This is a genomic window from Rhodococcus sp. HM1 (assembly GCF_023218075.1).
Lineage (GTDB): Bacteria > Actinomycetota > Actinomycetes > Mycobacteriales > Mycobacteriaceae > Rhodococcus.
This window is the reverse complement of record NZ_JALPTB010000086.1, coordinates 1-23,384: the sequence shown is the minus strand read 5'-3', so window position 1 is coordinate 23,384 and position 23,384 is coordinate 1. Positions and strand designations below refer to the sequence as shown.

Below are 23,384 nucleotides of genomic sequence, written 5' to 3'. Positions count from 1 at the left end.
GTGGGGATCGGGTCCCCGTGCGGATCCCGTTCGGGGAAACCGAGTTTCGCGTCGAGTGCGGCGATCATCCGCTCGGAAACCGCGTGTTCGAGCACCTCGGCCTCGTCGTGCACCTCGTCCCACCTGTAGCCGAGTTCGCGGACCAGGAAAGTCTCGATGAGCCGGTGCCGGCGGACCATCGCGACGGCGGCTGCGCGGCCCGACTCGGTCAGCGAGATCGCACCGTACCGTTCGTGGTCGAGCAGGCCCTGGTCGCACAGCCGGCGCACGGCCTCGGAGACGGTCGATGCGGACACGCCGAGTTTCTCGGCGAGCAGCTTCGTGGAGACCTTCTCGCCGGACCATTCCTGCACGGTCCAGATGACCTTCAGGTAGTCCTGTGCGACGGAGGTCAGCGCTCCCGTCGTCGTATTCGTCTCGCTCCTGCCAGGCACCTGCCCAGCTTAGGCAACTCTCACCTCGGAATCACCTTTGTCCGGGATTGCCCGCGAGCGGCGGACCGCGGCCGTCACCACGCCCTGGCGGGGTGCGAACAGGTACGCGGCCGCGAACACCACCGCCTGCGCGAGCACCACGACACCGCCGGTCGACGCGTCGGAGTAGTAGCTCGTGTACACCCCGACGATCGACGACGCGACCGCGAGAGCCGGCGCGAGGATCAGCATCCGGGAGATCCGGTCGGTGAGCAGGTACGCGGTCGCACCCGGAATGATGAGCACGGCGACGACCAGAATCACTCCCACGGCCTGGATGGCCGCGACGATCGTGACCGCCAGCAACGCCAGGAGCAGCGCCGACAGCCGTGCAGGGGAGATACCCAGCGCGTGGGCCTGGACGCGGTCGAAGGCGAACAGCGTCAGGTCCCGGCGCTTGACGACGAGCACCGCGAACACGACTGCGGCGAGCATCGACACCTGCCACACATCGGCGGTGGCCAGCCCGAGCAGGTTGCCGAACAGGACGTGATGGAGATCCACCTGGCTGGGGTTCTTCGAGATCAGCACCACCCCGAGCGCGAAGAGCGTGGTGAACACCACGCCGATCGCAGCGTCCTCCTTGACTCTGGTGGTGCCGCGCACCAGCCCGATCAACGCCACCGCGATCCCCGCGAACAGCAACGCGCCGATCGCGAACGGCGCGCCCACGAGGTAGGCGAGGACCACGCCGGGCAGCACCGCGTGCGAGACCGCGTCACCCATCAACGACCACCCGATGAGCACGAGCCAGCAGCTGAGCAGGGCGCACACGACGGTCGCGGCGATCGCGACGATCAGAGCGCGTTGCATGAACCCGTACTGCAGGGGTTCGACGAGCAGATCGAGCATCACCAGGCCTCCCTCTTCGACAGCGTCGCCGCATCGCCGGCCAGGGGGTCGACGCCGAACGCGCGCGCCAGGTTCTCGGGGCGCAGCACCTCGGCGGGGGTGTCGTGGACGAGCAGCCGCCGTTGCAGCAGCGCGGCTTCGTCGCACAGCCGGTCGAGTCCGGCGAGGTCGTGCGTGGCGACGAGGACGGTGTGACCGGCGTCGGCGAGGGAGCGGATCACCGCGGTCAGCGCGAACTCGGTGCTCTTGTCGACACCGGCGAACGGTTCGTCGAGCAGCAGCAGCGGGGCGCCCTGCGCGATGGCGCGTGCCACGAACACCCGTTTGCGCTGCCCACCGGACAGCTGCCCGATCTGCCGGTTCGCGAACTCGGTCATCTGCACGCGGTCGAGGGCGTCCGCGACCGCGTCGTGGTCGGCGGGCCGGGGCCTGCGCATGGTGCCCTGGTGTCCGTAGCGGCCGGTCATCACGACCTCCCGCACGACGATGGGGAAGTCCCAGTCGACGGATTCGGACTGCGGGACGTACGCGACCGAGGCGGTGCGGCGGGCGGCGGCGGGTTCGGCCCCGGCGATCGTGACGCGGCCTGCGCTGGGGCGCACGATGCCCATGACGGTCTTGAAGAGGGTGGACTTGCCGGATCCGTTGGTGCCGACCAGTCCGCACACCCGGCCGCGGGCGAGGGTGAGGGTGACGTCGTCGAGCGCGGTGACGGTCCCGTAGCGGACGGTGATGCCGTCGAGAGCGAGGGCGGCGGGGGCGGCGTTCGTCGTGCCGGTCGTGTCGGCGGTCACGATGCCAGTCCCTTCGTGACGGTGCGGACGTCGTGGCGCAGCAGGTCGAGATAGGTCGGGACCGGCCCGTCGGGTTCGGAGAGCGAGTCGACGTAGAGGATGCCGCCGAACTCGGCGCCGGTGTCGGCGGCGACCTGACGCTGTGCCTTGTCCGAGACGGTGGATTCGCAGAAGACCGCGGGCACGCGGTTGGCGCGCACGAAGTCGACGGTCCGGGCGATCTGCTGCGGGGTGCCCTGCTGGTCGGCGTTGACCGCCCACAGGTAGGCCTCGCGGAGGCCGGCGTCGCGCGTGAGATAGCTGAACGCGCCCTCGCACGTGACCAGGGCCCGCTGCTGCTCGGGCAGTACGGCGAGGCCGGCGATCAGTTCGTCGTGCACGAGCTGGAGCTCGTCCTTGTAGGCGGCGGCATTCGCGGTGAAGTCGGCGGCGTGCTCCGGCGCGATCCGCGAGAGCGCCGCGGCGATGTTGTCGACGTAGATCCGGGCGTTGAGCGGTGACATCCACGCGTGGGGGTTGATACGGCCGGCGTAGGCGTCCTCGCTGATCGGCAGCGGCGCCACCCCGTCGCTGAGGACGGCGTGCTCTGCGTGGGTGTCGGCGAGGAACTGCTCGAACCACCGCTCGAGGCCGAGGCCGTTGTCGAGGACGAGGTTGGCGTCGGCGGCGTGCCGGAGGTCGCCGGGGGTCGGTTCGTATCCGTGGATCTCGGCCCCGACCTTGGTGATGGATTCGACGCGGACGTGCTCGCCCGCGACGTTGCGTGCCATGTCCGCCAGCACGGTGAAGGTCGTCAGCACCAGCGGGCGTTCGTTGTCGGCGGGGGCGGTCGCGGTGCACGAGGTCACGGCGGCGACCGTCGCGGCAGCCACAAATATTTTGATCGCTCCAACGAAAATGTTCGGCACACCGAAATTATGTGTGCAGACGGCCCTGATGTCCATCCGCGCTCCGTGACCCACACTGCATCGCGAGTCGGAAGTGACCCGTTCGAGCCGGGGCCGTAGGCTGCCCGTTGTGCAGAGATGGCGAGGCCTCGAGGAAATACCTGCGGACTGGGGTCGTTGTGTACTGACGATCGGCGTGTTCGACGGAGTGCACCGCGGACATCAGCAGCTGATCACGCGGGCGGTGAAATCCGCCAAGGAACGCGGAATCCCCAGTGTGCTCATGACATTCGATCCACATCCGATGGAAGTGGTGCGACCGGGCAATCATCCGGCCCAGCTGACGACGCTGGCGCGTCGCGCCGAACTCGCCGAGGAGCTCGGCGTCGACGTCTTCTGCGTCATGCCGTTCACACCGGAGTTCATGAAGCTGAGCCCGGAGCGGTACGCCCACGAGATCCTCGTCGAGCGGTTGCACGTCGCCGAGGTCGTGGTCGGCGAGAACTTCACCTTCGGAAAGAAGGCCGCGGGCACCGTCGAGCTGCTGCGGACGATCGGGGAGCGGTTCGGGTTCGCGGTCGACGCTCAGACCCTGCTCGCCGAACACGCGGTCACGTTCTCCTCGACCTACATCCGCTCCTGCGTCGATGCCGGTGACGTGGTGGCCGCCGCGGACGCGCTCGGTCGCCCGCACCGCGTCGAAGGGGTCGTCGTGCACGGCGACGGACGCGGACGCGACCTGGGGTTCCCGACCGCGAACGTGGCCCCGCCTATGCACTCGGCGATCCCGGCGGACGGCGTGTACGCCGCGTGGTTCACGGTCCTCGGGCCCGGCCCGACTCTCGGCACCGTGGCGCCGGGGGAGCGCTACGGCGCGGCGGTGTCGGTCGGCACCAACCCGACGTTCTCCGGCCGTGCCCGCACGGTCGAGGCGTTCGTGCTCGATCAGGAGGCCGACCTGTACGGCCAGCACGTCGCGGTCGACTTCGTCGAGCGCCTGCGCGGCATGGAGAAGTTCGACTCGATCGAGGCACTCGTGTCGGCCATGCACGGCGACGCCGACCGCGCCCGCGACGTCCTCGCCCGCGCCGCCGACTCCGCCTGATACCGGGTCGTGTCTCGTTGTGGCGGTGGGAGCCGCCACAACGGCACACCGGGCGGGGGCCCCGTCGGCTCTGGTAGCCTGGATTCTTGGTGTGTGCTGCGGTTCGCGGTGGCCGCACCGGCGGGTCTCGTGCCCGCTTTCGTATCACGCGGACGTCAGTGATCAGGAGTATCCCAGTGGCATTGACCACCGAGCAGAAGAAGCAGATCCTCGGCGAGTACGGCCTCCACGAGACCGACACCGGTTCGCCGGAGGCGCAGGTGGCACTGCTCACCAAGCGCATCGTCGATCTGACCGAGCACCTGAAGAAGCACAAGCACGACCACCACTCCCGCCGCGGCCTGCTGCTGCTGGTCGGTCGTCGTCGCCGCCTCCTCAAGTACGTCGAGAAGGTCGACGTCGAGCGTTACCGCTCGCTCATCCAGCGTCTGGGCCTGCGTCGCTGACGCAGACCCCGAGCAAGACGATCTGCGTACGCTGATCTCTGCCGGTAGCCGACGGGAATGCCTCTAGACTGGCCTCGTCGGCTACCGGTGTTTGCGCCGGAAGACCGGCAAACGCCGCCTGGGTAGGCGGCGAACCGTATGCGCCGACGGTGTCGGTCCTCGGTAGTGACCCTCCGACCCCCGGTCATCCGGGACCGGAGGGTTTCGATCGACGACCGCCTCCGCGAGTCGGTGCGCAGCCGTGGCCAAGGGGGCCGTGGCGCCCACGCGGGTACGGCGAAGACGAAGAGGGAAGAGAAGACACAGAGATGACCAGCACCACTGCAGTCGAGGTCGACGAGGGCGTGTTCGAGACCGCCGCGACCATCGACAACGGGGCCTTCGGCACCCGCACCATTCGTTTCGAGACCGGCCGCCTGGCGCAGCAGGCCGCCGGTTCCGTCGTCGCCTACCTGGACGACGAGACCATGCTGCTGTCGGCCACCAGCGCCTCCAAGCAGCCCAAGGAGCACTTCGACTTCTTCCCGCTGACGGTGGACGTCGAGGAGCGCATGTACGCCGCGGGCCGTATCCCCGGCTCGTTCTTCCGTCGTGAGGGCCGTCCCTCGACCGACGCCATCCTGACCTGCCGCCTCATCGACCGTCCGCTGCGCCCGTCGTTCGTCGACGGCCTCCGCAACGAGATCCAGGTCGTCGTGACGGTGCTGAGCCTGAACCCGAACGACCTGTACGACGTCGTCGCGATCAACGCCGCGTCCGCGTCCACCCAGATCGCGGGCCTGCCGTTCTCCGGCCCGGTCGGTGGCGTGCGCATCGCGCTGATCACCTCGGCCGAGAACAAGACCGGCCAGTGGGTCGCTTTCCCGACCGTCGAGCAGCTCGAGAACGCCGTGTTCGACATGGTCGTCGCGGGCCGCATCGTCGCCGGTGGCGACAACCCGGACACCGCCGACGTCGCGATCATGATGGTCGAGGCCGAGGCCACCGAGAACGTCATCGCACTGATCGACGGTGGCGCGCAGGCGCCGACCGAGGCGATCGTGGCGCAGGGCCTCGAGGCCGCCAAGCCGTTCATCGCCCGCCTGTGCATCGCGCAGCAGCAGCTCGCCGCCGCCGCCGCGAAGCCCACCGGTGAGTTCCCGCTGTTCCCGGCGTACGAGTCCGACGTGTACGCCGCCGTCGAGGCCGCCGCGTCCGAGAAGCTCGCCGAGGCGCTGACCATCGCCGGCAAGCAGGAGCGCGACGACCGCACCGACGAGATCAAGGTCGAGATCCTCGAGCAGGTCGCCCCGAGCTTCGAGGGTCGTGAGAAGGAGATCGGCGCGGCGTTCCGTTCGCTGACCAAGAAGCTGGTCCGCCAGCGCATCCTGCGCGACCAGTTCCGCATCGACGGCCGCGGCATCACCGACATCCGCGCGCTCTCGGCCGAGGTCGCGGTCGTCCCCCGCGCCCACGGTTCGGCACTGTTCGAGCGCGGCGAGACCCAGATCATGGGTGTCACCACCCTGGACATGATCAAGATGGCGCAGCAGGTCGACTCGCTCGGTCCCGAGACCAGCAAGCGCTACATGCACCACTACAACTTCCCGCCCTACTCGACCGGTGAGACCGGCCGCGTCGGTTCGCCGAAGCGTCGCGAGATCGGCCACGGCGCTCTCGCCGAGCGCGCCCTCGTGCCGGTGCTGCCGAGCCAGGAGGAGTTCCCGTACGCGATCCGTCAGGTGTCCGAGGCTCTCGGCTCCAACGGTTCGACGTCGATGGGCTCGGTGTGTGCCTCCACGCTGTCGCTGCTCAATGCCGGTGTGCCGCTGAAGGCCCCGGTCGCGGGCATCGCGATGGGCCTGGTCTCCGACGAGGTCGACGGTGAGACCCGCTACGTGGCGCTGACCGACATCCTCGGTGCCGAGGACGCGTTCGGCGACATGGACTTCAAGGTCGCCGGCACCAAGGACTTCGTGACCGCCCTGCAGCTCGACACCAAGCTCGACGGCATTCCGTCGCAGGTGCTGGCGGGTGCGCTCTCGCAGGCCCACGACGCTCGCGCCACGATCCTCGAGGTCATGGCCGAGGCCATCGACACGCCGGACGAGATGAGCCCGTTCGCGCCGCGCATCACCACCATCAAGGTTCCGGTGGACAAGATCGGCGAGGTCATCGGCCCCAAGGGCAAGATGATCAACTCGATCACCGAGGAGACCGGCGCCAACATCTCCATCGAGGACGACGGCACCGTCTACGTCGGTGCGGCGGACGGCCCGTCCGCGCAGGCCGCGATCGACAAGATCAACGCCATCGCCAACCCGCAGCTCCCGAAGGTGGGCGAGCGTTTCCTCGGCACCGTGGTCAAGACCACGGCGTTCGGCGCGTTCGTCTCGCTGCTCCCGGGCCGCGACGGTCTGGTGCACATCAGCAAGCTGGGCAACGGCAAGCGGATCGCGAAGGTCGAGGACGTCGTGAACGTCGGCTCGAAGATCCGGGTCGAGATCGCCGACATCGACAACCGCGGCAAGATCAGCCTGGTTCCGGTCGAGGACGACGCGGCTGCCGCGCCGGCCGAGGGCGCCGAGAACGCGGAGGGCTGATCGCCCCTCGCGCAGTGTGATACCACACGGTTCGAAAGACCCGCCCCGGAAGGACTCAAGTCCTTCCGGGGCGGATTTCTTTGTACCCGGGGATTGTTCGGACTGCTGTCCCGAACCCCTAGGGTATTTGTACTATGTTGTGCTGCAACGTAATTCGTAATCATAAGCCGGTATTCGTCCGTGCGGAAGGGGTTGCGGAGAACCGGTCCGGAATTCACAATCCGCGAAGGCTGTAACTTTTCCCCCAAAATTGCGCCAAGATCACCCCAGGGTGGTTTCGTGGGTGACGTGAACACGGCAACGACGCCGGGTGCCGGACTTGGGCGGGGTTTCAACCTCGCCCTCGCCACCTGGGTATCAGCGATCAACTTCTGGGCCTGGAACATGATCGGCCCGCTGTCCACCACCTATGCGGGCGACCTGTCGCTCAGCAGCACGCAGGCGTCGCTGCTGGTCGCGACCCCGATCCTGGTCGGGGCGCTCGGCCGGATCGTCGTCGGATCGCTCACCGACCGCTACGGCGGCCGGATCATGTTCATCGCGATCTCGCTGGCGTCGATCCTGCCGGTGCTCGCGGTCGGCATCGCGGGCGCCGCCGGTTCGTATCCGCTGCTGCTGGTCTTCGGGTTCTTCCTCGGCGTCGCGGGCACGATCTTCGCCGTCGGTATCCCGTTCGCGAACGCCTGGTACGAACCGGCCCGCCGCGGCTTCGCGACCGGGGTGTTCGGTGCCGGCATGGTCGGCACCGCGCTCTCGGCGTTCTTCACGCCGCGGTTCGTGAACTGGTTCGGCCTCCTGGCCACCCACGTCATCATCGCGATCGCGCTCGCGGTGACCGCGGTCGTGTGCATCCTGACGATGCGCAACTCGCCCGATTTCGCTCCCAACACCGATCCGGTGGTGCCGAAGCTGACCGCAGCCCTCAAGCTCGGGGTCACCTGGGAGATGTCGTTCCTGTACGCGATCGTCTTCGGCGGCTTCGTCGCCTTCAGCAACTACCTGCCGACCTACATCAAGACGATCTACGACTTCTCCGCCGTCGACGCGGGCGCGCGCACTGCGGCGTTCGCGCTGGCCGCGGTGATCGCCCGGCCGTTCGGCGGCGCGCTCTCGGACCGCATCCCGCCGAAGTACGTGGTGCTCGCGTCCCTCGCCGGCACCGCGGTGACGGCGTTCGTCGCGATCTTCCAGCCGCCGCCGGACGTCTGGTCGGCCGCGACGTTCATCCTGCTCGCGCTGTTCCTCGGCGTCGGTACCGGTGGTGTGTTCGCTTGGGTCGCCCGCCGTTCGCCCGCCAGCTCGGTCGGATCGGTCACCGGCATCGTCGCCGCGGCCGGCGGCCTCGGCGGCTACTTCCCGCCGCTGGTGATGGGTGCGACCTACGACAGCGTCGACAACGACTACACGATCGGTCTGCTGCTCCTGGTGGCCACCGCGCTGATCGCCCTGGCCTACACCGCGCTGCGGCTCCACGCCCACGAACCTGCGCGCGATCCCGCCGCCTGACGACCACCTCCGGAAGGAACCACTGTGAACGCTCCCCACATCGGCGGTCCCGTCGAAGAACTGCTGCAGCGCAGCGGACGATTCTTCACCCCGGGTGAGATCTCGGACGACGGCCGCACCGTGACCCGCCAGGGCGGCCGCGAAGGCGACGTCTTCTACCGCGATCGCTGGAGCCACGACAAGGTGGTGCGCTCGACGCACGGCGTCAACTGCACCGGTTCGTGCTCGTGGAAGATCTACGTCAAGGACGGCATCATCACCTGGGAGACCCAGCAGACCGACTACCCGTCGGTCGGCCCGGACCGCCCCGAGTACGAGCCGCGCGGCTGCCCCCGCGGTGCCGCGTTCTCCTGGTACACCTATTCGCCGACGCGGGTGCGCTATCCGTACGCCCGCGGTGTGCTCGTGGAGATGTACCGCGAAGCCAAGACCCGTCTCGGCGACCCGGTCCTCGCGTGGGCGGACATCCAGTCCGATCCCGAACGGCGCCGCCGCTACCAGCGGGCACGCGGCAAGGGCGGGCTGGTGCGGGTGAGTTGGGCCGAGGCCACCGAGATGATCGCCGCCGCCCACGTCCACACCATCAAGGAGTACGGCCCGGACCGGGTCGCCGGTTTCTCGCCGATTCCCGCGATGTCGATGGTGTCGTTCGCCGCCGGCTCCCGGTTCATCGAACTGCTCGGCGGTGTGATGACCTCGTTCTACGACTGGTACGCCGACCTGCCGGTCGCCTCGCCGCAGGTGTTCGGCGACCAGACCGACGTGCCCGAATCGGGGGACTGGTGGGACGCGGCCTATCTCCTCATGTGGGGATCGAACGTACCGGTCACCCGCACCCCCGACGCGCACTGGATGGCGGAGGTCCGGTACCGCGGCACCAAGGTTGTAACGGTCAGCCCCGACTACGCCGACAACACCAAGTTCGCCGACGAATGGATGCCGTGCGCGGCTGGCACCGACGGCGCCCTCGCCATGGCCATGGGCCACGTGATCCTCAACGAGTGCTTCGTGCGGGAGCGGGTGCCGTTCTTCGTCGACTACGTGCGGCGCTACACCGACCTGCCGTTCCTGGTGAAACTCGAGGAACGCGAAGGCCGGCTGGTGCCCGGCAAGAACCTCACCGCCGCCGATCTCGGGCACGACGTGGAGAACGCCGCGTTCAAGCCGGTGCTGCTCGACGGCGCCACCGACGACGTCGCGGTGCCGCACGGGTCGCTCGGGTTCCGGTACGGCGACGACGGGGTCGGCAAGTGGAACCTCGACCTCGGCGATCTCGTGCCGGCGCTGACCGTCGCGCCGCACGACGGCGCGGCGGGGGAGAGCGCCCTGATCCATCTGCCGCGCTTCGACACCCTCGACGGGCACGGCGAGACGCTGCAGCGCGGCGTTCCGGTCCGGCGTGTCGGCGAGCACCGCGTGTGCACGGTGTTCGACCTGATGCTTGCGCAGTACGGTGTGGCGCGCCCCGGTCTGCCCGGCACCTGGCCCACCGGATACGACGATCCGGCCGAGCCCTACACCCCGGCCTGGCAGGAATCGATCACGGGAGTCTCCGCGGCGCAGGCGATCCGCGTCGCGAAGGAGTTCGCGCGCAGCGCCGAGGAATCCGGCGGCCGGTCCATGATCATCATGGGCGCCGGGATCTGCCAGTGGTTCCACGGCGACGCCACCTACCGGGCGGTGCTCGCGCTGCTGCTGCTCACCGGCTCGATGGGCCGCAACGGCGGTGGCTGGGCGCACTACGTCGGGCAGGAGAAGTGCCGCCCGGTCACCGGCTGGGCCGCGATGGCCATGGGCACCGACTGGTCGCGTCCGCCCCGGCAGATGGCGGGAACCTCGTACTGGTACGCGCACACGGACCAGTGGCGCTACGACGGATACCGCGCCGATGCGCTGGCCAGTCCGCTCGGCCGCGGCCGATTCGCGGGCAAGCACACGATGGACGTGCTGGCCGCCGCGAACGCGATGGGCTGGAGTCCGTTCTTCCCGCAGTTCGACCGGTCGAGCCTCGACGTCGCCGACGACGCCCGCGCCGCCGGCCAGGAGATCCCGGCCTACGTCGCGAGCCAACTCGCGTCGGGTGACCTGAAACTGGCCGTCACCGATCCGGACAACCCGCGGAACTGGCCACGCGTGCTGAGCATCTGGCGCGCGAATCTGCTCGGGTCGTCGAGCAAGGGCAACGAGTACTTCCTGCGGCACCTGCTCGGGACCACCTCCAACGTGCAGGCCGAGCCGACCCCGGAGGAGCTGCGGCCGAACGGGGTCGTGTGGCCCGACGACATCCCCGAGGGCAAGCTCGATCTGCTCATGTCGATCGACTTCCGGATGACCTCGACGACGCTGCTGTCCGACGTGGTGCTGCCCGCCGCCACCTGGTATGAGAAGGGGGACCTGTCGAGCACCGACATGCACCCCTACATCCACGCGTTCAGCCCCGCGATCGACCCGCCGTGGGAAACGCGGTCGGACTACGAGGCGTTCGGTGCGATCGCGCGCGCGTTCAGTACGCTCGCGGCACGGCACCTGGGCACCCGCACCGACGTCGTGCTCGGCACACTGCAGCACGACACCCCGGGCGCGATGGCCTATCCCGGTGGTACCGAACACGATTGGCGGACCACCGGTGAGACGCCGGTTCCCGGGAAGACGATGGGCCCGATCGCCGTCGTCGAACGCGACTTCGCCGCGATCGCCGACAAGTGGTCGGCGCTCGGCCCGCTCGTCGACACCCTCGGCCTGACGACCAAGGGCATCACCACCCACCCGACCGAGGAGGTCGCCGAACTCGCCGCGAAGTTCGGGGTGATGGATTCCGGTGTCGCGGAGGGGCGTCCGGCGATCACCACCGCCGAGCGCATGGCCGATGTGATCCTCGCGCTGTCCGGCACGTCCAACGGCCGGCTCGCCGTCGAGGGTTTCCGGGAACTCGAGAAGCGCACCGGACGCCGTCTCGTGCACCTCGCCGAGGGCAGTGAGGAACGGCGCATCACCTACGCCGACACCCAGGCCCGCCCGGTGCCGGTGATCACCAGCCCGGAATGGTCCGGCAGCGAGACCGGTGGCCGCCGCTACGCCCCGTTCACGGTGAACATCGAGGAACTCAAGCCGTTCCACACCCTCACCGGCCGGATGCACTTCTACGTCGACCACGACTGGATCGAGGAGGTCGGCGAGCAGCTGCCCACCTACCGGCCGCCGCTGGACATGACCCGGCTGTTCGGGGAGCCCGCGGTCGGCGAGAGCGGCCGCGACGGCATCGGGCTGAGCGTGCGCTACCTGACACCGCATTCGAAGTGGTCGATCCACTCCGAGTACCAGGACAACCTGTTCATGCTGTCGCTCTCGCGCGGCGGCCCGACGATGTGGATGAGCCCGGTGGACGCGGCGAAGATCTCGGTGAAGGACAACGACTGGGTCGAGGCGGTCAACCGCAACGGTGTGGTGGTGTGCCGGGCGATCGTCTCGCACCGCATGCCGGAGGGCGTCGTGTACGTCTATCACGCGCAGGAACGCACCATCGACACGCCGCTCACCGAGACCACCGGCAACCGCGGCGGCATCCACAATTCGCTGACCCGGTTGCTGATCAAGCCCACGCATCTCGCCGGCGGCTACGCCCAGAACGCCTTCGCGTTCAACTATCTCGGGCCCACCGGCAACCAGCGCGACGAGGTGACCGTGGTGCGGCGCCGGTCGCAGGAGGTGACCTACTGACATGGACGTGATGCACGTGAACGGGTCTCGGGGAGCGAGGAAATCATGAAGGTCATGGCACAGATGGCGATGGTGATGAACCTCGACAAGTGCATCGGATGCCACACCTGTTCGGTCACCTGCAAGCAGGCCTGGACGAACCGGGCCGGTACCGAGTACGTGTGGTTCAACAACGTCGAAACCCGCCCCGGACAAGGCTATCCGCGTGCCTACGAGGATCAGGAACGCTGGCGTGGTGGATGGGTCCGAGACCGCAAGGGCCGGCTGCGGCTGCGGGACGGCGGTCGCCTGCACAAGCTGTCCCGCATCTTCTCGAACCCGAAGATGCCGTCCATCGACGACTACTACGAGCCGTGGACCTACGACTACGAGAACCTGACCTCGGCGCCGGCGGGTGAGCACATGCCCGTCGCGCCGCCGCGCAGCCTCATCAGCGGCAAGCCGATGAAGGTGTCGTGGTCGGCGAACTGGGACGACGACCTCGGTGGCTCGCCGGAGATCGTGCCCGACGACCCGATCCTGAAGAAGGTCGGCGAGCAGGTGAAACTCGAACTCGAGCAGACGTTCATGTTCTACCTGCCGCGCATCTGCGAGCACTGCCTCAACCCGTCGTGCGTGTCCTCGTGCCCGTCCGGCGCGATGTACAAGCGCGTCGAGGACGGCATCGTGCTCGTCGATCAGGACCGGTGCCGCGGCTGGCGGATGTGCGTGTCCGGATGCCCGTACAAGAAGGTGTATTTCAACCACAAGACCGGCAAGGCCGAGAAATGCACGTTCTGCTACCCGCGGATCGAGGTGGGCCTGCCGACCGTGTGCTCGGAGACCTGCGTCGGCCGCCTGCGGTACCTCGGGCTGGTGCTCTACGACGTCGACCGGGTCCTCGAGGCCGCCTCGGTCGAGGACGAGACCGAGCTGTACGAAGCGCAGCGCAGCCTCATCCTGGACCCGCACGATCCGGAGGTGATCGCCGGTGCCCGCGCCGAGGGCATCTCCGACGAATGGATCGAGGCGGCACAGCGGTCGCCGGTGTACACGCTGATCCACACGTACAAGGTCGCGCTGCCGCTGCATCCGGAATACCGCACCATGCCGATGGTCTGGTACATCCCGCCGCTGTCGCCGGTGGTCGACGCCGTCAGCCGCGACGGGCACGACGGTGAGGACCTGGGCAACCTGTTCGGTGCGCTCGAAGCGCTGCGCATCCCGCTGCAGTACCTCGCGGAACTGTTCACCGCCGGTGACGTCGCACCCGTCGAGGCGGTCCTGCGCCGGCTCGCCGCGATGCGCTCGTACATGCGCGACATCAACCTCGGCCGCGAGACGCAGCCGCACATCCCCGAGTCGGTCGGCATGACCGAGGAAGAGATCTACGGGATGTACCGGTTGCTGGCGATCGCGAAATACGAAGAGCGGTATGTCATTCCGTCCGCCTACGCGGCCGAGGGGCACCGGCTCGAGGAATCGGTCACCGACTGCGCGCTGTCGTTCGAGGGGGGACCGGGCATGTACGAGTCCGGGCCGTTCGGCGAGGTCAGCGGCACTCCCGTGCCGGTGGCCGTCGAGACCTTCCACGCGCTGAAGCAACGGCAGACGAGCGAGGGCATGGCCGCCAACGCCAGTCGCCCGTCGCGGGTCAACCTGCTCAACTGGGACGGAAAGGGCGTGCCCGAGGGCATGTTCCCCGGTGCGCACCGCGCCGGCGGGCCGGAGGGAGACCGGTGATGAGACTGTTGTCGCGAGCCCGGTCCGCCCCGGCGGGGCCGACCCTGCAGGACCGGCTGGTGTGGCAGGCTGCGTCGCTGCTGCTCGCCTACCCGGACGAGGCACTGCCGCAGCGCCTCGACACGATCGAGCAGTTGCGCGCCCACGTGACCGGCCGTGCCGCCGATCTGCTCGGCCGCACCGCCGCCTGGCTGCGCGAGTCCGACCCGGTGGACGCCGCGACCACCTACGTCGACGTGTTCGACCTGCGGCGCCGGTCCACGATGTACCTGACGTACTGGACCGGCGGCGACACCCGCAACCGCGGCACCGAGATCCACGCGTTCGCGCAGGTCTACCGGGCCGCGGGCGTCGAACCGCCGGTGGGGGAGACACCCGACCATCTGCCGGTCGTCCTCGAGTTCGCCGCATCCGTCGATCCCGAGGCCGGACGGCGGCTGCTCGTCGAACACCGGGTGCCGATCGACGTGCTGCGCGAGGCATTGACCGAGGCGGGATCGCCCTACGCGCACACCGTCGAAGCGGTGTGCGCGACGCTGCCCCCGGCGACCGACCAGGAACTGCAGCGCGCGGCGCGGCTGGCCCAGGCCGGTCCGCCCGCCGAGGCCATCGGTCTGCAGCCGTTCACCCTGACGGTTCCGCCCCGACGAAACGAAGGAGAGCACTGAGATGTCCGCGGGAGAGATCTTCTGGGATGTCGTGCCGTACGTGACGCTGGCGATCGTGATCGTCGGCACCTGGTGGCGCTACCGCTACGACAAGTTCGGCTGGACCACCCGTTCGTCGCAGCTGTACGAATCCCGACTGCTGCGCATCGCGAGCCCGATGTTCCACTTCGGCATCCTCGTGGTGATCGTCGGTCACATCATCGGGCTGGTGATCCCGCAGTCGTGGACCGATGCGGTCGGGTTGAGCCAGCACGCCTACCACGTTCAGGCGGTCACGCTCGGCTCGATCGCCGGCGTCGCGACGCTCGTGGGCATCATCCTGCTGATCTACCGGCGCCGCACCAGCGGACCGGTGTTCCTCGCGACCACCGCAAACGACAAGCTCATGTACATCGTGTTGGTCGCCGCGATCGTCGCCGGGCTGGCCGCGACGCTGCTCGGTTCCGGCGTGGTCGGCGAGGAGCACAACTACCGCGAGACGGTCTCGCTGTGGTTCCGCTCCATCTGGGTCCTGCAGCCGCGCGGTGATCTCATGGCGGAGGCTCCGCTGTACTTCCACATCCACGTCCTCATCGGGCTCGCGCTGTTCGCGCTGTGGCCGTTCACCCGGCTCGTGCATGCGTTCAGCGCGCCGATCGCCTACCTGTTCCGCCCGTACGTCGTGTACCGCAGCCGGGACGTGGCACGGAAGGGCCAGCTCGTCGGGTCGCAGCCGCGGCGCCGCGGCTGGTGAGATCTCCCCGCCGCAGCCGGTGAGTTCCTCGGTCCTGAGGCGTCGCGTGTAGGGTGTGCTTTTCCCACTTCGTACCCCACGTGCCGATCGCCTCAGGACCGCAGAACACTTCCATGGCTTCCAACCGCCGTACCTCCACCGCCATCTCCGCCGACCACGCCGCAGCCGTCGCGGACTCCGGCGTGCGGCGCACCGTCCTGCCGGGCGGTGTCCGAGTTGTCACCGAGCACGTGCCGGGGGTGCGGTCCGCCGCCATCGGCATCTGGGTGGGAGTCGGTTCCCGCGACGAACATCCGTCGGTCGCCGGCGCCGCCCACTTCCTCGAGCATCTGCTCTTCAAGGCCACCCCCACCCGCACCGCGCTCGACATCGCCGAACTCGTGGACGGTGTCGGCGGTGAACTCAACGCGTTCACGTCCAAAGAGCACACGTGCTTCTACGCGCACGTCCTCGACGACGATCTGCCGCTCGCCGTCGACGTGGTCGCCGACGTGGTGCTGCGCGGCCGGTGCCGCAGCGCCGACGTCGACGTCGAACGGCAGGTGGTGCTCGAGGAGATCGCCATGCGCGACGACGACCCCGAAGACCTCCTCGGCGACAGCTTCCTCACCGCGCTCTACGGCGACCACCCGATCGGCCGGCCCGTCATCGGCTCCGTCGAGTCGATCGAGTCGATGACCCGCAACCAGCTCCACTCGTTCCACGTCCGCCGCTACACGCCGCACCGGATGGTCGTCGCGGTCGCCGGCAACGTCGACCACGAGCACACCGTCGAGCTGGTGCGCCGCGCCTTCGCCGCCCACATCGACCGCGGGGCCCAGCCGGCGCCGCGCCGGGAGGGAACAGCGCGGCTGCGCACGCCACCGGCGCTGAGCATCACCGACCACGACGGGGAACAGGCGCACCTGTCGCTCGGGGTGCGCGCCTTCGGACGGCACGACGGTCGCCGCTGGGCACTGTCGGTGCTCAACGCCGCGATCGGCGGTGGCCTGAGCTCGCGGCTGTTCCAGGAGGTACGCGAGAAGCGCGGACTGGCCTACTCCGTGTACTCCGGGGTCGACACGTTCGCCGACACCGGCGCGTTCTCGATCTACGCCGGGTGCCAGCCCGAGAACCTCGCCGAGGTCGCGACCGTGATCCGGGAAGTGCTGCGCGACGTCGCCGACCACGGCATCACCGACGCCGAATGCGCGCGGGCGAAGGGATCGATTCGCGGTGGCCTCGTGCTCGGGCTCGAGGACACCGGTGCCCGGATGCACCGGATCGGCCGCAGCGAACTCAGCTACGGCACCCACTGGAGCGTGAGCGAGACCCTCGAGCGCATCGCCGGGGTCACGTCCGACGAGGTGCGCGCGGTCGCCGGGGAACTGCTGAACCGGCCGTTCGCGGCGGCCGTCGTGGGGCCCTACCGCCGCGCCCGGGATCTGCCCGCGTCGGTGCGCGGCATCGTGGGGTGAACCCGCGACCGGTTGCTCGGGTGGGCACCCGGATTGCGTACGCTCTTGTGCGACGGACGTGACGGAAGGGCGTGACGAGACAAGTGAACGCAACAGCTATCCGGGTGGGTGTGCTCGGAGCCAAGGGCAAGGTCGGGCAGGCGATCTGCAAGGGCGTCGAGGACGCGGCCGATCTCGAGCTGGTCGCGACCGTCGACAAGGGCGACAGCATCGAGTCGTTCGTCACGTCGGGCACCCAGGTCGTTGTCGACTTCACCAACCCCGACGTCGTCATGGGCAACCTGGAATTCCTGGTGCGCAACGGCATCCACGCGGTCGTCGGCACCACCGGCTTCGACGAGGAACGCCTCGAGAAGGTGCGCGGCTGGGTTGCCGAGTCGCCCGGAACCGGTGTGCTCATCGCCCCGAACTTCGCGATCGGCGCGGTCCTGTCGATGCGGTTCGCACAGGCCGCCGCGCGATTCTTCGATTCTGTCGAGGTCATCGAACTGCATCACCCGAACAAGGTCGACGCCCCGTCCGGAACGGCCTACCGCACGGCCGCGCTGATCGCCGAAGCCCGCGCCGCCGCGGGTGTGGGTCGCAGCCCGGACGCCACCACCACCGAACTCGAGGGTGCGCGCGGCGCCGACGTCGACGGTGTGCGGGTGCATTCGGTGCGGCTCGCGGGTCTGGTCGCGCACCAGGAGGTCCTGCTCGGCACCCAGGGGGAGACCCTAACCATCCGCCACGATTCGATCGACCGGACCTCGTTCGTGCCGGGCGTACTGCTCGGCGTCCGCGAGATCGGGTCGCGACCGGGACTGACGGTCGGGATCGATCCTCTGCTCGACCTCTGACGGGGACGGGCCGCCACCGGCGGCCCGGTCCTACGTCCATCCGCGGGGAATCGTGGCGCGCGCATACCAGGCGCGGGCGTCGAGGGTGAAGGCGCCCGACGAGGGCAGTTGCTCCCGGCACGCTTCGCGAACAGCCGCTTGCTGCTGCGCGGTCAAGGTCTGCAGGTACTGGCCGGCCGGTCCGACCGCGAACGTGAACGGCTCCCAGAAGTCGTCGAAATCGGCGTAGTCGGCGCGAGCGATCAGCCTGCCGGCGATCACCTCGTCGAGACCGGCGCGGCGGAACCGGTCGGCGATGTCACCCTCGGCCGTCCCGGCCATCGCGCTCTCGCCGACGGCGTCGGGGACGACGCTGCGCACCGCCGACCAGAACACCCGCAGCATCGTCATGCCGTCGGAGGCGATGTCCCACATGCACGCTGCGACGGTGCCGCCGGGACGGGTGACGCGAGCCATCTCGCGCACGCCGCGATCCGGGTCGGACATGAATCCGATCACCAGCGCGGCCGCGGTGACATCGAACGTGTCGTCCGGCCACGGCAGGTCCTCGGCCACGCCCACGCGCACGTCGACTCCGGCGTTCCGCTCCCGGCAGGCCGCCGCGAACTGCGGTGCCGGATCGATCGCGGCGACGTGGTCCGGTCCCACCCGGGACACCATCTCCGCGGTCAAACCGCCGGGGCCGCAACCGACATCGCACACACGAAGCCCGGAGGTCACCCCTGCGGCGTCCGCGAGCGCGGCCGCGAGTGTCGGGGCGTATCGGCCCATGTACCGGTCGTACAGCTCGGCCGGGGCGGCGAATTGCATGAGACCAGTGGACGCTGTCGTCGATGGACCGTCAAGGGCCGGTGGACGTGGGCACGCTCACCCCGGCGGCGTTCGGCCGCGGGTCCCCGAACGCGGCCTGAGACAATCGGCACGTGAAGAACGAACTGACCAAGGTCCTCGTGCCGATCGCGTTCATCGTGGTCGCGCTCGTCTTCTACTTCGTGCTGCTCGGCAAGGTCGGTATCGAACTGGTCGGTTCGGGCGAAGTCGCGGCGATCGGCCTCGGCATCGGCGTGCTGCTGCTGCCGTTCGTCGGCGCGTGGATCGTCTACGCCACGATCCGCGCGGGCCTGCAGCATCAGCACCTCGCGCGCCGCATCCACGAGGAGGGCCTCGAGCTCGACGTCAGCGACCTGCCGCGGATGCCGTCCGGACGCGTCGACCGCGACGCCGCCGACCAGCTGTTCCAGCAGGTCAAGCAGGAATGGGAGGCGGACCCGGACAACTGGCGCAACTCGTACCGGCTGGCCCGCGCGTACGACCACGCCGGTGACCGGCCCCGCGCCCGCGAGACCATGCGCCGCGCGGTGGCGCTCGAGAAGCTCGAACGCGACCGGAACGCGTCGTAGTCTGCACCCTGTGACCGACCCCGCTGCTCCCCAGGATCCGGCCGAGCGCGTCCTGCTCGTCGTCCACCACACGCCGTCGCCGCCCACCCGGGAACTGCTCGAGGCGGTGCTGGCCGGCGCGAACGACCCCGAGATCACCGGGGTGCGGGTGCGTTCGGTCCCGGCTCTCGGGGCGACCGTGCCCGACGTGCTCGCCGCCGACGGCTACGTGTTCGGCACCTCGGCGAACTTCGGCTACATGTCCGGTGCGCTCAAGCACTTCTTCGACACCGTGTACTACCCGTGCCTCGACGCGGTCGCCGGGCGGCCCTATGGGCTGTGGGTGCACGGCAACAACGACACCGCCGGTGCCGTCACGTCGGTGCAGAAGATCGTCACCGGACTGGAACTGACCCAGGCGGCAGCTGTCGTGGAGGTCACCGGCCCGATCGACGCGGCGGTGCGGGAGAAGTGCTACGAACTCGGCGCGACCGTCGCCGTGACCGTCGCGGGATAGTGCGGCTGCGCCGCCCGTGTGCCTTTGTGGCGGCAGGAGCCGCCACAAAGGCACACCGCTACGGGATCGGCTGGAACGGCGGCGGATTCGCGGGATCGAAGTTCGTCGGCAGGGTCGCGCAGGTCGCGCCCGGCTCCGGGTAGGTGTTCGGATTCAGCCGCAGCGCCTCGATGAACTGATCGATGCGCGGATCGTCGGCGTCCTCGACGAACAGCCGGTGTCCCCACGACTGCAGTGAGATCGGCTGTGCCAGATCGGGATACGGCGACATGAGCATGTAGCTCACGCCGTCGACGCGGGCGGCCAGCAGGTCCACCTGCTCGTCGGAGAGCCGCTCGGGATCGTAGGTGATCCACACCGCGCCGTGCTCGAGCGAGTGCACCGCGTTCTCGCTGCGGATCGGCACCGGGTAGACGATGCCTGTGCACGTCGCCCACGCCGCGTCGTGCGGCCCACCGAACGGCGGGCTGTACTCGTACGGGACCCGCTCCGAGGCTCCCACGTGATCGCCCGCGGGATAGTCGACGATCTCGATTCCCGGGATGTCGACCGACGGATCCGCTACGGTGTCGGCCCCGGAGCCGTTCCCGTCGGACTCGGACCCGCAGCCGGCGAGGGCGATCGCGACGACAGCGCCGACCGCGACCGCGAACGACCTGCGCACCACCGTCAGACCGTCTTCGCGACGAACGCGGCCAGGCCCTTGCTCGCCGTCTCGACGGCCATCTTCTGGGCCTTCTTCACGAGGAACCCGGGCAGCGGAATCTTCGGGTCGATCGTCAGCGAGAACTCGACGCTGGTGCCGTCGGCGGTGGGCGACAGGGCGTACGCGCCGTCCTGCTGCTTCTGCTGGCTGCTCTCGACGAGCGTCCACGACATCGACTCGTTGCCGTTCCACGCATAGTCGACGACCTGCTCGTCGGTGATGCCGATGATCGACACCGTCATGCGGACGCGATGCGGGCGTCCGTCCGGGTGGGTGCTCTCGATCGTCACGGACTTGTGCGCCGAGGACCACTCCGGAAGCCGGTCCACCGCTGCGATGGCGGCCATCACCTGCTCCGGGGTCGCCTTGATCTCCGAGGTGAGGGAACTGCTGACGGCCATCGGGTTTCACTCCTTGTCCCAGGTGCGGTGCGTCGGAAATGTACCGCACCCGAGAGAAGTTCACTCTTCGTCGCGGTCGGCCTCGGGGGAATGTCCGGATTCCTCGGGGCCGGAGTCGGCCGGTTCCGGATCCTTCCGGGCGCCGGCGGCGCCGGATCGGGGCGCGCCGGGGCGACGGGGTGGACTGTACGAGCCCCAGTTGTGGTCGAATCCTGTTCTCTGATAGCGCATCTGGTCGCGCAGTGCGCCCTGCACGGCTTGCGCGACCCAGGAGTTGAGCGAGAGGCCGTTCTGCGCCGCGGCCTCCTCGGCGCGGGCCTTGATCTGCTCGACGAGTCGCAGCGTCACCCGGCTGATGTCGCCGGTGACCTCCTCGAACGTCGGTGGCGGGGTCTCGGATTCCGGTGCCCGACCGTCGTGGACCTCGACGACGGTCTCGCGTCCGTCGAGCCGGACCGCCACGCGCCGGTCCCCGAGCTGGTCGGAAACCTCGGTGGCGAGATCGGAGAGTGCGTCGAGCACGGCGAGCCGCACGGGGGCGGCGATCGCGGTGGCGAGTGCCGCGGCGGTGCGGCGGGTCTGTTCGTCACCGAGTTCCGCCGCGGCGAGCACGGCGTCGGTCACGGCGGCGGTATAGGTCTCGATGTTCATGACGTCATAGTGACGCCATAAATGACGCCGGTCAAGCATCGTGTTGACATCATCGCGACCTCACCGAGTGCGATCGACGCGGCGCGGCTACCGTCGCACCAGAGGTAGTGAACGAAGGCAGGAGATCGCGATGGCGCCCGAAGCTGTCACACCGAAGGTTCGGCTCGTCGCCCGAACCGAATTCGTCGCGCCCGACGACGTGCCCTGGGAGACCGACGCCGACGGCGGCGAGGCACTCGTCGAATTCGCCGGTCGCGCGTGCTATCAGAGCTGGTCCAAGCCCAATCCCCGCACCGCGACGAACGCCGGCTACATCCGGCACCTCATCGACGTCGGCCACCTGTCCGTTCTCGAACACAGCTCCGCGAGCTTCTACATCACCGGCATCTCGCGGTCGTGCACCCACGAACTGATCCGGCACCGGCACTTCTCCTACTCGCAGCTCTCCCAGCGGTTCGTGCCGGGCGGCGACACGCCGGTCGTGGTGCCGCCGGCGATCGAGGGCGACGAGGAGCTCGAGCGGTTGTTCCTCGCCGCCGCCGAGACCAGCAGGGCGGCCTACACCGAACTGCTCGGCGCTCTCGACGAGAAGCTGTCGCACGTTCCCGCGGGCCCGCTGCGCGCGAAGCGGGTGCGCGAGGCCGCCCGCTCCGTGCTGCCCAATGCCACCGAGACGCGCGTGGTCGTCACCGGCAACTACCGGGCGTGGCGGCACTTCATCGCGATGCGTGCCACCGAACACGCCGACGTCGAAATCCGTCGTCTCGCGGTCGAGTGCCTGCGTCGCCTGCAGGAGGTCGCACCGAACGTCTTCGGTGACTTCGCCGTCACCACACTGCCCGACGGGACCGAGGTCGCGGCCAGCCAGTTCACGACGGAGGGCTGAACAGCGCGACGGGGTGGGCGGGCGTGTGTCGCAGCGCCTTCTGCACGCGGTAGCCTTCTGACCATGACCAACGGTGATTCCGCTTCTGCTGTCGAGCTTCCGTTCGGCACCATCGCCACGGCGATGGTGACCCCGTTCACTGCCGACGGCAAGCTCGACGTCGATGCGGGAGTGCGTCTGGCGACCTACCTGGTCGACGGCGGCTGCGACGCACTGGTTCTCGCCGGTACCACCGGCGAGTCGCCCACCACGACCGAGAACGAGAAGCTCGAACTGATGCGCGCGGTCCTCGCCGCGGTCGGCGACCGGGCGAAGATCATCGCCGGTGCCGGCAGCAACGACACCGCGCACAGCGTCGAGCTCGCGCGCGACGCGGCTCGTGCGGGCGCACACGGCCTGCTCGTGGTCACCCCGTACTACTCGCGGCCCCCGCAGGCGGGCCTCTACGCGCACTTCACGGCCGTCGCCGATGCGACCGACCTGCCCGTGATGCTCTACGACATTCCGCCCCGCTCGGTGGTGCCGATCGAAACCGAGACGCTGCGCCGCCTCGCCGAGCATCCGCGGATCGTCGCGGTCAAGGACGCCAAGGGCGACCTGAACGCCGGTGCCGAGCTCATCGGAACCACCGACCTGAAGTTCTACTCGGGCGACGATCCGCTGAACCTGCCGTGGCTCGCGGTCGGCGCGGTCGGCTTCGTCAGCGTCATCGGCCACCTCGTTCCCGGCCGCCTGCGCGAGCTGCACACCGCGTTCATGAACGGCGACATCGCCCGCGCTCGCGCGATCAACCTCGAACTCGTGCCGATCCTGCGGGCCGTCGCCCGCCTCGGCGGTGTCAGCGCGTCCAAGGCCGGGCTGCGTCTGATGGGCATCGACGTCGGTGAGCCCCGCCTGCCGCAGGTCGCGCCGACCTCCGCGCAGATCGATGCGCTCGCCGCCGACCTCCACGCCGCCGGGGTGCTCTCGTGAGCGGCCCGTCCCGCGGCCGCGGGCGAGCCACCCGGAGCGCAGGCCCGCCCGCCACCCGCCCGCGCCGCACCCCGCAGACCTCTGCGGCGAC

22 protein-coding genes are annotated in these 23,384 nt (G+C 69.2%); 14 read left to right on the top strand and 8 right to left on the bottom strand.

Annotated elements, in window-relative coordinates; all coding sequences use genetic code 11:
- From M1M07_RS28580 to M1M07_RS28565, 4 genes are all read right to left on the bottom strand, one after another.
- The coding region (locus tag M1M07_RS28580; RefSeq protein WP_248676323.1) for a metal-dependent transcriptional regulator at positions 1-434 on the bottom strand (434 nt) is incomplete at its 3' end.
- A 9-nt stretch (positions 435-443) separates the two neighbouring features.
- The gene (locus M1M07_RS28575) at positions 444-1,331 is read right to left on the bottom strand and encodes a metal ABC transporter permease (protein ID WP_231611249.1); all 888 of its coding nucleotides are present in this window, start codon (positions 1,329-1,331) and stop codon (positions 444-446) included.
- Positions 1,325-2,119, bottom strand: a complete 795-nt coding sequence (locus M1M07_RS28570; protein ID WP_197254962.1) for a metal ABC transporter ATP-binding protein — start codon at positions 2,117-2,119, stop codon at positions 1,325-1,327. The genes M1M07_RS28575 and M1M07_RS28570 overlap by 7 nt, the downstream gene beginning before the upstream one ends.
- Complete coding sequence (locus tag M1M07_RS28565) at positions 2,116-2,967, bottom strand: metal ABC transporter substrate-binding protein (protein WP_308200875.1); 852 nt, start codon at positions 2,965-2,967, stop codon at positions 2,116-2,118. The genes M1M07_RS28570 and M1M07_RS28565 overlap by 4 nt, the downstream gene beginning before the upstream one ends.
- A 169-nt stretch (positions 2,968-3,136) precedes the next feature.
- On the opposite strand from M1M07_RS28565, the gene M1M07_RS28560 reads away from it, so the two are divergent.
- The 10 genes from M1M07_RS28560 (at position 3,137) to dapB (ending at position 17,781) form a co-directional block, all read left to right on the top strand.
- Positions 3,137-4,111, top strand: coding sequence for a bifunctional riboflavin kinase/FAD synthetase (locus M1M07_RS28560; RefSeq protein WP_197254965.1), 975 nt, complete (start codon positions 3,137-3,139; stop codon positions 4,109-4,111).
- 176 nt (positions 4,112-4,287) lie between these two features.
- A complete protein-coding gene (rpsO, locus tag M1M07_RS28555) occupies positions 4,288-4,557 on the top strand; it encodes a 30S ribosomal protein S15 (RefSeq protein WP_068162391.1) in 270 nt (89 codons plus the stop codon).
- Between the two features lie 308 nt (positions 4,558-4,865).
- On the top strand, positions 4,866-7,139 hold the full coding sequence (locus M1M07_RS28550; protein WP_197250602.1) for a polyribonucleotide nucleotidyltransferase: 2,274 nt from the start codon (positions 4,866-4,868) through the stop codon (positions 7,137-7,139).
- A gap of 288 nt (positions 7,140-7,427) precedes the next feature.
- Positions 7,428-8,645 (top strand): NarK/NasA family nitrate transporter, encoded by a 1,218-nt coding sequence (locus M1M07_RS28545; RefSeq protein WP_197250614.1) that lies wholly within the window; start codon positions 7,428-7,430, stop codon positions 8,643-8,645.
- A 24-nt stretch (positions 8,646-8,669) separates the two neighbouring features.
- Positions 8,670-12,362, top strand: a complete 3,693-nt coding sequence (locus M1M07_RS28540; protein ID WP_248676321.1) for a nitrate reductase subunit alpha — start codon at positions 8,670-8,672, stop codon at positions 12,360-12,362.
- A gap of 45 nt (positions 12,363-12,407) precedes the next feature.
- Complete coding sequence (narH, locus tag M1M07_RS28535) at positions 12,408-14,084, top strand: nitrate reductase subunit beta (RefSeq protein ID WP_248676320.1); 1,677 nt, start codon at positions 12,408-12,410, stop codon at positions 14,082-14,084.
- Positions 14,084-14,752, top strand: a complete 669-nt coding sequence (gene narJ, locus M1M07_RS28530; protein WP_197250605.1) for a nitrate reductase molybdenum cofactor assembly chaperone — start codon at positions 14,084-14,086, stop codon at positions 14,750-14,752. Before narH ends, narJ begins: the two co-directional genes overlap by 1 nt.
- Before the next feature lies 1 nt (position 14,753).
- Positions 14,754-15,485, top strand: a complete 732-nt coding sequence (gene narI / locus M1M07_RS28525) for a respiratory nitrate reductase subunit gamma (protein WP_248676319.1) — start codon at positions 14,754-14,756, stop codon at positions 15,483-15,485.
- 113 nt (positions 15,486-15,598) lie between these two features.
- A complete protein-coding gene (locus M1M07_RS28520; RefSeq protein ID WP_248676318.1) occupies positions 15,599-16,942 on the top strand; it encodes a pitrilysin family protein in 1,344 nt (447 codons plus the stop codon).
- Positions 16,943-17,025: 83 nt separating this feature from the next.
- Positions 17,026-17,781, top strand: coding sequence for a 4-hydroxy-tetrahydrodipicolinate reductase (gene dapB / locus M1M07_RS28515; protein WP_197250615.1), 756 nt, complete (start codon positions 17,026-17,028; stop codon positions 17,779-17,781).
- A 30-nt stretch (positions 17,782-17,811) separates the two neighbouring features.
- On the opposite strand, the gene M1M07_RS28510 is transcribed toward dapB, so the two are convergent.
- A complete protein-coding gene (locus tag M1M07_RS28510; RefSeq protein ID WP_197250608.1) occupies positions 17,812-18,591 on the bottom strand; it encodes a class I SAM-dependent methyltransferase in 780 nt (259 codons plus the stop codon).
- A 113-nt stretch (positions 18,592-18,704) separates the two neighbouring features.
- Here M1M07_RS28510 and M1M07_RS28505 point away from each other — a divergent pair, with 113 nt between their 5' ends.
- Positions 18,705-19,181, top strand: a complete 477-nt coding sequence (locus tag M1M07_RS28505; protein WP_197250609.1) for a tetratricopeptide repeat protein — start codon at positions 18,705-18,707, stop codon at positions 19,179-19,181.
- Between the two features lie 10 nt (positions 19,182-19,191).
- Positions 19,192-19,677 (top strand): flavodoxin family protein, encoded by a 486-nt coding sequence (locus tag M1M07_RS28500; protein ID WP_197250610.1) that lies wholly within the window; start codon positions 19,192-19,194, stop codon positions 19,675-19,677.
- Between the two features lie 58 nt (positions 19,678-19,735).
- Here M1M07_RS28500 and M1M07_RS28495 read toward each other — a convergent pair whose 3' ends face one another.
- Genes M1M07_RS28495 through M1M07_RS28485 form a run of 3 tightly spaced genes read right to left on the bottom strand, consistent with a single transcriptional unit; the run spans position 19,736 to position 21,435 of the window.
- Positions 19,736-20,299, bottom strand: a complete 564-nt coding sequence (locus M1M07_RS28495) for a DUF3105 domain-containing protein (RefSeq protein ID WP_248676324.1) — start codon at positions 20,297-20,299, stop codon at positions 19,736-19,738.
- 47 nt (positions 20,300-20,346) lie between these two features.
- On the bottom strand, positions 20,347-20,784 hold the full coding sequence (locus M1M07_RS28490; RefSeq protein WP_197250611.1) for an SRPBCC family protein: 438 nt from the start codon (positions 20,782-20,784) through the stop codon (positions 20,347-20,349).
- 60 nt (positions 20,785-20,844) lie between these two features.
- Positions 20,845-21,435, bottom strand: a complete 591-nt coding sequence (locus M1M07_RS28485; protein ID WP_248676317.1) for a toxin-antitoxin system HicB family antitoxin — start codon at positions 21,433-21,435, stop codon at positions 20,845-20,847.
- Positions 21,436-21,565: 130 nt separating this feature from the next.
- On the opposite strand from M1M07_RS28485, the gene thyX reads away from it, so the two are divergent.
- Positions 21,566-22,321 carry an FAD-dependent thymidylate synthase gene (thyX, locus tag M1M07_RS28480; RefSeq protein ID WP_248676316.1) on the top strand — a complete coding sequence of 252 codons (756 nt, stop codon included), beginning with the start codon at positions 21,566-21,568 and terminating at the stop codon, positions 22,319-22,321.
- A gap of 63 nt (positions 22,322-22,384) precedes the next feature.
- Positions 22,385-23,293, top strand: coding sequence for a 4-hydroxy-tetrahydrodipicolinate synthase (gene dapA / locus M1M07_RS28475; protein WP_248676315.1), 909 nt, complete (start codon positions 22,385-22,387; stop codon positions 23,291-23,293).
- The last annotated feature ends 91 nt before the right edge of the window (positions 23,294-23,384 follow it).

Excerpts from the sequence above, each read along its gene's own strand:
- M1M07_RS28550 (WP_197250602.1), top strand. The coding sequence starts at position 4,866 with ATGACCAGCACCACTGCAGTCGAGGTCGACGAGGGCGTGTTCGAGACC.
- narH (WP_248676320.1), top strand. The coding sequence starts at position 12,408 with ATGAAGGTCATGGCACAGATGGCGATGGTGATGAACCTCGACAAGTGC.
- narJ (WP_197250605.1), top strand. The coding sequence starts at position 14,084 with ATGAGACTGTTGTCGCGAGCCCGGTCCGCCCCGGCGGGGCCGACCCTG.
- narI (WP_248676319.1), top strand. The coding sequence starts at position 14,754 with ATGTCCGCGGGAGAGATCTTCTGGGATGTCGTGCCGTACGTGACGCTG.
- M1M07_RS28520 (WP_248676318.1), top strand. The coding sequence starts at position 15,599 with ATGGCTTCCAACCGCCGTACCTCCACCGCCATCTCCGCCGACCACGCC.
- M1M07_RS28510 (WP_197250608.1), bottom strand. The coding sequence starts at position 18,591 with ATGCAATTCGCCGCCCCGGCCGAGCTGTACGACCGGTACATGGGCCGA.
- M1M07_RS28490 (WP_197250611.1), bottom strand. The coding sequence starts at position 20,784 with ATGGCCGTCAGCAGTTCCCTCACCTCGGAGATCAAGGCGACCCCGGAG.
- M1M07_RS28485 (WP_248676317.1), bottom strand. The coding sequence starts at position 21,435 with ATGAACATCGAGACCTATACCGCCGCCGTGACCGACGCCGTGCTCGCC.
- thyX (WP_248676316.1), top strand. The coding sequence starts at position 21,566 with ATGGCGCCCGAAGCTGTCACACCGAAGGTTCGGCTCGTCGCCCGAACC.
- dapA (WP_248676315.1), top strand. The coding sequence starts at position 22,385 with ATGACCAACGGTGATTCCGCTTCTGCTGTCGAGCTTCCGTTCGGCACC.